Genomic DNA, 11,245 nt, shown 5'->3' on the forward strand with positions numbered 1-11,245 from the left:
CTCGCCATCTGCTTCTGCCTTCCTAGCTGTCGCTCGCTCAGGCGAGCCCGAGCTCGTTGTCAATGAAGCTGAGGACTTCGTCCGCGGTCGCCGACTCGAGCCGGTCGCCCATGTCCTCACCGGCCAGATCGGAGCCCGGCTGCTTCTCCTTCCAGGCGGCCAAAAGGAGTTCGAGCCGGGCCGTGATGTCCTGCGGGCTCTCGCAGTCGGCTGCGGCGGAGGCGAGTGTGGCCTCGATCTTGTCGAGTTCGGCCAGCACCAGCAGTCCAGCGCTGTGGGCGGGCGGTGCGATCTCCGTGAGGAGATGCCCGGCGAGCACGGTCGGTGTGGGGTAGTCGAAGACGAGGGTCGCGGGCAGTTTCAGCCCGGTGGCGGCCTTGAGCCGGTTGCGGAACTCGACCGCGGTGAGCGAGTCGAAGCCGATCTCGTTGAAGGCGCGTCCGGGATCGACGGCCCCCGCTCCGGCGAACCCGAGCACGGCGGACACGTGGCCCCGTACCAACTCCACGATCGCGGGCAGCCGTTCGGCTTCGGGCAGCGAGGCGAGCCGCTCGGTGAGCGACTCGTCCTGGCGCGCGTCCGCCTCCAGCACCCGGCGGGTCGGTATCCGCACCAGTCCGCGGAAGAGCGGATGCCCGAAGCCCTTGGCGGCGCCCGCGCGCAGCGCCGTCAGGTCGACCCGCATCGGGACGAGCGCCGGCTCGTCCAATTCCATCGCCTGGTCGAGGAGTTCGAGTCCCTGCTCGGGAGTGAGCGCCAGCATTCCGGAGCGGGCGAGCCTGCTCAGATCGGCCTCGTCCAGATGGCCCGTCATTCCGCTGCCGTCGAGCTGCGACCACAGGCCCCAGGCGAGGGAGGTGGCCGGCAGCCCTTCGGAGCGGCGGTGCCGGGCGAGGGCGTCAAGGAACGTGTTGGCGGCGGCGTAGTTGCCCTGCCCCGCGTTGCCGAACACCCCGGCGGCGCCCGAGTAGAGGACGAACTCCGCGAGGTCGAGATGCGCGGTGAGCTCGTGCAGGTTGACCGCCGCGTCGACCTTCGGCCGCAGTACCGCGGCCAGGCGCTCCGGATTCAGCGATCCGACGACCCCGTCGTCGAGGACGCCGGCGGTGTGGACGACGCCGGTGAGCGGGTGTTCAGCGGGCAGTTCCGCGAGCAGCGCGGCCAGCGCGTCACGGTCGGCCGCGTCGCAGGCGGCGATCCGTACGAAGGCTCCCAGCGCCGTCAGCTCCCGCTCCAGTTCCACCGCGCCGGTGGCGGCGATGCCGCGCCGGCCGGCCAGAACCAGGTGCCGTACGCCGTACCGGGTGACGAGGTGGCGCGCCGCGAGCGCGCCGAGCGCTCCGGTGCCTCCGGTGACGAGCACGGTGCCGTCCGGGTCGAGTGCGGGCGGCGCGGTCAGGACGACCTTGCCGATGTGCTGGGCCTGGGCGACGTACCGGAACGCCTCGGGCGCACGGCGGACGTCCCAGCTGCGGACGGGCATCGGCCGCAACGAGCCCTGCTCGAAGAGGGCGACGATCTCGGTGAGGATCTGCCCCACGCGTGCGGCGTCGAGCGCGGTGAGGTCGAACGCGCCGTAGTCGACGCCCGGGTGGGCCGTGGCCAGCTCCTCCTCGCCGCGCACGTCCGTCTTGCCCATCTCGACGAACCGGCCGCCGCGCGGCAGCAGTCGCAACGAGGCGTCGACGAACTCGCCCGCCAGGGAGTTGAGTACGACGTCCATGCCCCGGCCGCCGGTCGCGGCCTTGAACGTCTCCTCGAACTCCAGCGTGCGGGAGGAGGCGACCCGTTCACCGGACAGCCCCAGGCCGTACAGCGCGTCCCACTTGGCCGGACTGGCCGTCCCGTAGACCTCGGCCCCCAGGTGGCGGGCGAGCTGCACTGCGGCCATGCCGACTCCGCCGGCGGCCGCGTGCACCAGCAGGGACTCACCGGCGGTGAGCCCGGCGAGGTCGACCAGGGCGTGGTACGCGGTGGTGAAGGCGACCGGCACCGAAGCGGCCTGCGGGAAGGACCAGCCTTCGGGGATACGGACGAGCATGCGCCGGTCCGTGACCACGTGCCGCGCGAAGCCGCCTTCCAGGATGCCCATCACCCGGTCCCCCGGCGCCAGCTCGGTCACGTCGTCAGCGACCTCGACGACAACTCCCGCGCCCTCGCCGCCCATTGGCGCGTCGCCGGGGTACATGTCCAGGGCGATCAGCACATCGCGGAAGTTCAGGCCCATGGCGTGCAGCGCGACCCGCACCTCACCGGGACCGAGCGGCGCGATGCCCTGGGCGAGGAGGGCCAGGTTGTCGACCGTGCCGCGACTGGTCACGTCGAGCCGCCAGTTCGGGGCTCCGGCGGGCGGTACCAGCGAACTGCCGGGGACCGCACCGGCCCTGGCGAGCCGCGGTGTGTACATCGCCCCTTCGCGGAGGGCGAGTTGGTCCTCACCGCGCGCGAGCGCAGCGGGCAGGATCCGGTACGAGGCGTCGTTCGCGTCGATGTCGAGCAGGACGATCCGCTCCGGGTTCTCCGACTGCGCGGACCGGATCAGGCCCCAGGCCGCCGCGTGCGCCAGATCGGCTACTCGCTCGTCGCCGGCGGCCGCGACGGCCCCGTGGGTGATGACGACCAGTGATGTGGACGCGAAGCGTTCCTCGGCGAGCCACGCCTGGAGGAATGCCAGCACGCGGGACGTCGTCTCGTGGACCTCCTCGGCCAGGCCGCCGACACCGCCCGAGCCCTGAGGTGTCGCCCGTCCCCAGGTGACGACCAACCGGTCCGGGACCGTGGCCGAGGCGACAAGAGCGTCAAGGCTGTCGTGGCCCTCGGCGCTGATGCCGGCGCGTGCCAGTTCCGCCGCGGCGGCGATGTGGTTGTCGTCGATGACCGCCCACCGCGTCGTGCCCGGCTGCTCCTCGGCTCCGTCGACCGGCACGGCGGTCCACTCGACGGTGAAGAGGGAGTCGTTACGGACCTGCGCGCCGGCCGAGGGCAGCTCGGCCGGCACCGGACGCATCACCAGGGAGTCGACGCGGGCGACCGGCGCACCGGCCGGGTCGGAGACCGTGAGTGCCACCCGGCCGGCCTCTCCGGGCGTGAGCCGGACCCGCAGGGCGGTGGCGCCCGTCGCGTAGAGGCGTACGCCGGACCAGGCGAAGGGCAGCAGCGGCCCGGACGAGCCGTCCTCGGTGACACCGCCCAGGGCGACGGCGTGCAGGGCGGAGTCCAGCAGCGCGGGGTGCAGTCCGAACGCCGCGCCCGCGTCTCCTCGTACGTCTTCCGGCAGCGCGACCTCGGCGAACAGCTCCTGGCCCCTGCGCCATACGGCCTTCAGACCGCGGAAGACCGGCCCGTAGTTCAGACCTGCCTCGTCGAGCCAGGCGTAGAAACCTGTCGTGTCGACCGACTCCGCCCCCTCGGGGGGCCAGACCGGTCCTTCCGGCAACGGCTGGGGGGCGGTGTCGGTGGTGAGGAAGCCGGTGGCGTGGCAGGTCCAGGGTTCGTCCGCTGCGGCACCGGCGGACCGGCCGTGGACAGCAAGTGCCCTGCGCCCGTCACTCTCCGGGGCGCCGACAGCCAGCTGAAGCTGCACCGCGCCCCGTTCGGGAACTATGAGCGGCGCCTGGAGTGTCAACTCCTCCACGAGGTCACAGCCGACCTCGTCACCGGCCCGGATCGCCAGTTCCACAAAACCCGTACCTGGCAACAGAACGCTTCCGTTGACCGTGTGGTCCGCCAGCCACGGATGCGACCTGAGCGACAACCGCCCGGTGAGGAGCGCGCCTTCACTGTCGGCGAGCGCAACCGTCGCACCGAGCAAGGGGTGACCCACCGAACCGAGGCCGGCCGCAGCGACATCACCGGCGCGCTGTCCTGAACTCTCCAGCCAGTAGTGCTGGTGCTGGAAGGCGTAGGTCGGCAGGTCCACGACACCGGGACCGGGCTGCCCGGCCTGGGCGAAGAACGCTGCCCAGTCGACGTCCCCGCCCCGCACCCACAACTCCGCAGCGGAGGTCAGGAACCGGGCCATGCCGCCCTCGTCGCGGCGGAGCGTGCCGACCGCCACCACCTCGCTGCCCGCGTCCTCCGCCGTCGCCTGAACGGCCGTCAACAGCACCGGATGCGCGCTCACCTCCACAAACACGCCATGGCCCGCGCCCAACAACGAACGGATCGAAGGCTCCAGCCGCACGGTCCCCCGCAGGTTCCGGTACCAGTAGCCGGCATCCAGCCCCGTCGTGTCGAACCAGTCGGATGTCACTGTCGAGAAGAACGGCACGTCACCGCTGCGCGGCGTGATCGAACCGAGTACGTCCAGCAGCTCCGCTTCGATCGATTCCACATGGGCCGAGTGGGACGCGTAATCGACCTCGATACGACGTGCCCGTACCCCTGCCGCTTCGTACCCGGCGACCAGCGTGTCCAGCAGCCCGGCGTCACCGGAGACCACCGTCGACGACGGACCGTTCACGGCCGCTACGCAAACCCCTCCGCCCAGTTCGCGAAGGCGCTCCTCCACGGCGTCCGCCGGAAGCGGGACCGACACCATGCCCCCACGCCCTGACAGTCCGACCAGCGCCCGACTGCGCAGGGCCACCACCCGCGCACCGTCCTCCAACGACAACCCACCCGCCACAACAGCGGCAGCGATCTCGCCCTGGGAATGACCCACCACCGCGTCCGGCACCACACCCACCGAAGCCCACACCGCGGCCAGCGACACCATCACCGCCCACAACACCGGCTGCACCACATCCACCCGGTCCAACCCCGGCGCCCCTACCTCACCACGCAACACCCCGGTCAACGACCAATCCACGTACAACCCCAGCGCCCGCTCACACTCACTCAACCGCGCCGCAAACACCTCATTGGAGTCCAACAACTCCACCGCCATACCCACCCACTGCGACCCCTGACCAGGGAACACGAACACCACACGCCCAGCCGAACCGGCCACCCCCTCCACCACACCAGGGAACGGCACACCCTCAGCCAGCGCTCCCACACCATCAGCCAACTCCGCACCCCCACCGCCCACAACCACCGCGCGATGCTCAAACACCCCACGCGACACCACCAACGAATAGCCCACATCAGCTACCGACCCCGCGCCCACCAACTCGCCCAACCGCCCCGCCTGCCCCCGCAACCCACCAGCACTCCGCGCGGACAACACCCACGGCACCACACCACCAGCAACCACATCCACACCCGCCGGCTCCACCGGAACCACCCCAGGAGCCTCCTCCAACACCACATGCGCGTTCGTACCGCTGATTCCGAACGACGAGACGGCAGCACGGCGTTCGCGCCCCGTCTCCTGCCACGGCTGTGCCTCGGTGAGGAGTTCGACCGCACCGGCCGTCCAGTCCACGTGCGGCGACGGCGCGTCCACATGCAGCGTCTGCGGCAGCACACCGTTCCGCAGGGCCATCACCATCTTGATGACGCCGGCCACGCCGGCGGCCGACTGGGTGTGGCCGATGTTGGACTTCAGCGAGCCCAGCCACAGCGGTCGGTCCTCCGACCGTCCCTGCCCGTACGTCGCGATCAGCGCCTGCGCCTCGATCGGGTCACCCAGCGTCGTACCGGTCCCATGCGCCTCCACGACATCGACGTCTGCTGTCGTCAGTCCGGCATTGGCCAGCGCCTGCCGGATGACGCGCTGCTGCGACGGACCGTTCGGGGCTGTCAGGCCGTTGCTCGCACCGTCCTGGTTGATCGCCGACCCGCGCACCACCGCCAGCACCGGATGACCGTTCCGCCGGGCGTCCGACAGCCGCTCCACGAGCAGCATGCCCACGCCCTCGGACAGCCCGAAACCGTCGGCGGCGTCGGCGAAGGACTTGCACCGGCCGTCGCGTGAGAGAGCGCCTTGGCGGCTGAAGCCGATGAATCCGATCGGGGAGGACATGACGGTGACGCCACCGGCCAGGGCCAGATCGCAGTCGCCGTTACGCAGCGCCTGCACCGCGAGGTGCAGCGCGACCAGCGACGACGAGCACGCCGTGTCCACCGTCACCGCGGGCCCTTCGAGGCCCAGTGCGTACGCGACCCGGCCGGACACGATGCTGCTCAGGGTGCCCGTGACAAGGTGTCCCACGGACTCCGGCGGAACCTGGTCCGAGTCGCGTCCGTACTCCTCGTAGGCCGCCCCGGCGAACACACCGGTCCGGCTGCCGCGCAGGGAGTGCGGGGCGATCCGGCCGCTCTCGATCGCCTCCCACGAAGCTTCGAGCAACAGCCGCTGCTGCGGGTCCATGGCAAGGGCCTCGCGCGGGCTGATCCCGAAGAACTCGGGGTCGAACCCCCCTGCCCCGTCCACGAATCCGCCTTCGCGGACATACGAGGTGTCGGGGCGCTCAGGGTCCGGGTCGTACAGGCCTTCGGTGTCCCAGCCCCGGTTCTCCGGGAGCGCGGCGATCGCGTCCCTGCCGTCGGCGACGAGGCGCCAGAGGTCGTCAGGGCTGTTCACACCGCCGGGCATGCGGCAGCTCATTCCGACGATCACGACGGGATCGTCGTCGCCGGTGTCCGTGCCGCGCGAGCGGACGGCGGCCTGGTCGGCAGACGTCTCCTCGCCCAGGAGTTCGGTACGGACCAGTCGGGCGAGAGCCGTCACGCTCGGGTAGTCGAAGACAACGGTCGACGGCAGCCGCACCCCAGTGGCGGCATTGAGCCTGCCGCGCAGTTCCACGGCCGTGACGGAGTCGAAGCCGAGGTCCCGGAAGGCCCGGTCCGCCTCGACGTCCGCCGGGTCGGCGTGGCCGAGCACCAGTGCGACCTGTTCGCGGACCTGGTCCACCAGAAGACGCTCTTGGTCCGCCGGGTTGAGCCGCAGCAGTCGCTCGCGCAGCGGCGAGGCCGTCCCCGTCCCCTCGGGTATCAACTCGGCGTCGGGTTCGAAGGCTTGAAGCGCTTCGGGTACGCCCTTCAGGAGCGGACGGCGCCGCGCGGCGGTGAACAGCGGGGCGAACCGCGCCCAGTCGATGTCCGCGATCACGAGGTTGGTCTCGTCGTCGTCCAGTGCCTGTCGCAGACCGTCCAGGGCCAACTGCGGGTCCATGAACGGCAAGCCGCCGCGGTTGGCGTCGTCCTCGTTGAGCAGGGTGGTCATGCCACCGCCCGCCGAGTGCCAGAAGCCCCACGCGATTGCCGTCGCGGTCAGTCCACGGCCCCGGCGGTGAGCCGCGAGCGCGTCGAGGAAGGCGTTGCCTGCGGCGTACGCCCCGTTGTGGCCGCCGCCCCAGGCTCCCGCCCCTGACGAGAACAGCACGAAGGCGTCGAGGGTGTCGCGCGCGTCCTCGGCGAACAGCTGGTGCAGGTTGGCGGCCCCGACTGTCTTGGCCCGAGTGGCTTCGACGAGTTCCCGCCGGTCCAGATCGGCCAGCGGCTGAATATGTGCGACACCTGCGGTGTGGAAGACCGACCTGATCGTGTCACCGGCGGCCTCGACACCGCGTACGAGTTCGGTGAGCGCGTCGCGGTCGGCGACGTCACATGCGGCCACGGTCACGCGTGCGCCCAACTCTTCCAGTTCGGCGACGAGTTCCGTGGCGCCCGGCGCGTTCGCGCCGCGCCGACTGGTGAGTACGAGATGTTCGGCCCCGTCGCCCGCCAGCCGGCGCGCCACCTGCGCGCCCAGGCCGCCGGTGCCACCGGTGACAAGGACGGTCCCCCGCGCCTGCCACTTCGCCGCCGAATCCGACGGCGTACGGGGCGTTCGGGGCGCGCGCGTCAATCGGCGGGCGAACACGGCTGACGCCCGGACGGCGAGCTGGTCCTCGCCTGCGACGTCCCCGGTACCCGCGAGCACGGCGACGAGCCGGGTCAGGGCGCGCGTGTCGAGCGCTTCGGGCAGATCGACGAGACCGCCCCAACGCGCGCTGTGCTCAAGGCCGAAGACCCGCCCGAGCCCCCACACGGCGGCCTGCTCGGGGTGCCGAAGAGGATCGATCCGGCTGACGCTCTCGGCACCGGACGTGGCGATCCAGAGCGGTGCGTCAACGTCCGCGTCGCCCAAGGTCTGCATCAGCGTGAGTAGCTGTCCGGCGGCAGCCACCGGACCCGCATCGGACACACCCGCCGACAGGGACAGCACACCGGTCGGCGCCCCGTCCGCGGCCAGTTCCCGTAGCAGGTCGGCGAGGCGCTTGCGATCAGGGTCTTCGGCCAGTTCGATCACTCGGGTGCGGGCGCCATGCCGTTCGAGGGCATCGACGACCGAGGTCGCCGCGTCATCGGCGCCCTGGGCAGCAGGGACCGCGACCCACCAAGTACCGGACAGGGCGGGCGCAGTGGTGCCCACGGCGGTCAGCGGCTGCCAGGTGATCCGGTAACGCCAGGAGTCGAGCACCGCCCGGTCCTGCCGACGCCGACGCCACGACGACAGCTTCGGCAGGACGGCGGCCAGCGGAGAGCCGTCCTCGATGTCCAGGGTGTCGGCGAGACCGGCCAGGTCCTCACGCTCAACGGCCGCCCAGAACTTGGCGTCCCCCGGGTCGGCGAACTGCGCCGCCGGCACAGCCTCGACCGTCTCGGGCCGGTGCCAGAAACGCTGGTGCTGGAAGGCGTACGTGGGCAGGTCGACGTAGGAGGAGGGGGTCCGCGCGAAGTGCGTCGTCCAGTCGATGCGGACGCCACGGGTGTGGAGGGTGGCGAGGGCTTCGAGTACGGAGCGTGTCTCGTCGCGGTTCTTGCGGACGGTCGGGATGACGTCGGTGTCGGCAAGGCCGGTCAGGACACCGTCAGGGCCGACCTCGACGAAGAGGGTGGCGCCTGCTGTGTGGGCTGCGGTGACGCCGTCCGCGAATCGGACCGCCTCACGGACGTGCCGTACCCAGTAGTCGGGGGTGGTGAGTTGGCCGCTTTCGGCGAGCTGTCCGGTCAGGTTGGAGACGATCGGGATCGCGGGCTCGTGGTAGTCGAGGCTCTGGGCGACCTGCCTGAAGTCGTCCAGCATCGGGTCCATCAGCGGCGAGTGGAAGGCGTGCGAGACCCGCAGCCTGCGCGTCCGAACCTCCCGATCGGCCAGCAGCTGCCCGATCTCCTCAACGGCGGACTCCGCACCGGAGATGACGACGGCGGCAGGTCCGTTGACGGCCGCGATGCTCGCCTCGTGCTCGCGGCCTGCCAGCAGCGCCAGCACCTCAGCCTCGGGGGCGGCGACGGCGAGCATCGCACCGCCGGTGGGCAGCGCCTGCATCAGCCGGGCACGCGCCGCGACCAGCTGGCACGCGTCCTCCAGAGAGAACACCCCCGCGACATACGCGGCTGCCAGCTCGCCGATGGAGTGCCCGGCCAGTACGTCCGCTGTGATGCCGTACGAACTGAGGAGCCGGTATAGCGCCACCTCGAAGGCGAACAACGCCGGCTGCGTCATGCCGGTCTCGTCCAGCAGCCCGGCCAGCTCCGAACCCGGCTCCGCGTGGACGACGTCCCGTACCGGGTGCGCCAGCAGCGGATCCAGAACCCCACAGACCTCATCCCAGGCGGCAGCGAACACCGGGAACGAGGAGGCCAGTTCGCGGCCCATGCCCAGCCGCTGACTGCCCTGCCCGGCGAACAGCAGCGCGAGCTTCCCGCCCGTACCACTGCCGCTCACGACACCCGCAGCCGGCGCCCCGGACGCCAGGGCCTCCAGACCCGCCAGCAGCTCCTCCCGGTCCTCACCGACCACGACCGCCCGCTCATCAAGCAGCGCGCGCCCCGTGGCAAGCGCCCGGCCCACCGCAGCGACATCAGCCTCCGGAGCATCCATCACCCACTCCCGCAGACGAGCAGCCTGGACGGCCAGCGACTCCGGGTTCCGCGCCGACATCATCCACGGCACCAGCGGCACCGACGGGAGAGCCGACCTCTCGGGGTCGTCCGACAGTGACTCTTCGGCCGGCGCTTCCTCCAGGATCAGATGAGCGTTCGTTCCGCTGAAGCCGAAGGCGGAGACCGCAGCGCGTCGGGGCGCCTCGTCGTGTTCCCAGGGCCGGGGCTCGGTGAGCAGTTCGACCTCGCCCGTCGACCAATCTACGTGCGGCGAGGGCTCGTCCACGTGCAGCGTCTTCGGCATGACGCCGTTCCGCATCGCCATCACCATTTTGATGACGCCACCGACACCTGCGGCGGCCTGGGTGTGGCCGATGTTGGACTTCAAGGAGCCGAGCCACAGCGGCCGGTTGTCCGGCCGGTCCTGCCCGTACGTCGCCAACAGCGCCTGCGCCTCGATCGGATCGCCCAGCACCGTACCTGTGCCGTGTGCCTCCACCGTGTCGATCTGCGAGGCCGACAGTCCCGCGTTGGTGAGGGCTTCCCTGATCACTCTGATCTGGGAGGGGCCGTTCGGCGCGGAGAGGCCGTTGCTGGCGCCGTCCTGGTTGACCGCGCTGCCGCGGACGACGGCCAGGACGTGGTGGCCGTTGCGCCGGGCGTCCGACAGCCTTTCGACCAGCAGCACACCGACGCCCTCGCTCCAGCCGGTGCCGTCCGCCGCACCGGCGAAGGACTTGCAGCGGCCGTCGGCGGACAGCCCGCGTTGCCGGGAGAACTCGATGAAGGTCCCGGGGGTCGCCATCACCGTCACACCACCGGCCAGCGCCATCGAGCACTCACCCCGGCGCAGCGCGTGCACCGCGAGGTGGAGCGCCACCAGCGAGGACGAGCATGCCGTGTCGATCGAGACGGCGGGGCCCTCCAGATCAAGCGCGTACGACACACGCCCCGAAATGACACTGCCGAGCGCCTCGCTGCGGAAGTAGTCGTGGTACATCGCGCCGACGAACACTCCCGTGCGGCTGCCGCGCATCGAGGTGGGATCGATACCCGCTCGCTCCAGGGCCTCCCAGGAGGCCTCCAGGAACAGCCGCTGCTGCGGGTCGGTCGCGATTGCCTCGCGCGGGGATATGGAGAAGAACCCGGCGTCGAAGTCCCCCGCGTCGTAAAGGAATCCGCCCTGCCGTGTGTACGAGGTCTCCGGATGGTCCGGGTCCGGGTGGTACAGCTCTTCCCCCCAGCCGCGGTCGGTGGGGAATTCGGAGATGGCGTCGCCGCCTTCGGAGACCAGCCGCCACAGTTCCTCGGGCGACGAGATGCCACCCGGATAGCGGCAGCTCATTCCGACGATCGCGATCGGCTCGTGCTCCTTGCCCTCCATCTCTCGCAGCTCCTGGCGAGTTTGATGAAGGTCGGCCGTGACGCGCTTCAGGTAGTCCCGGAGCTTGTCTTCGTTTGCCATCGAACGTAACCCTTCTCAGCCAGT

General features: G+C 70.9%; 1 protein-coding gene. It reads right to left on the reverse strand.

Annotation, left to right across the window (positions count from 1 at the left end):
* Positions 1-37 precede the first annotated feature (37 nt).
* Positions 38-11,221: a type I polyketide synthase gene (locus OHS57_RS06200; protein ID WP_328581296.1), complete on the reverse strand. Its 11,184-nt coding sequence runs from the start codon at positions 11,219-11,221 to the stop codon at positions 38-40.
* Positions 11,222-11,245: the final 24 nt, after the last annotated feature.

This window comes from Streptomyces sp. NBC_00370, from assembly GCF_036084755.1.
Lineage (GTDB): Bacteria > Actinomycetota > Actinomycetes > Streptomycetales > Streptomycetaceae > Streptomyces.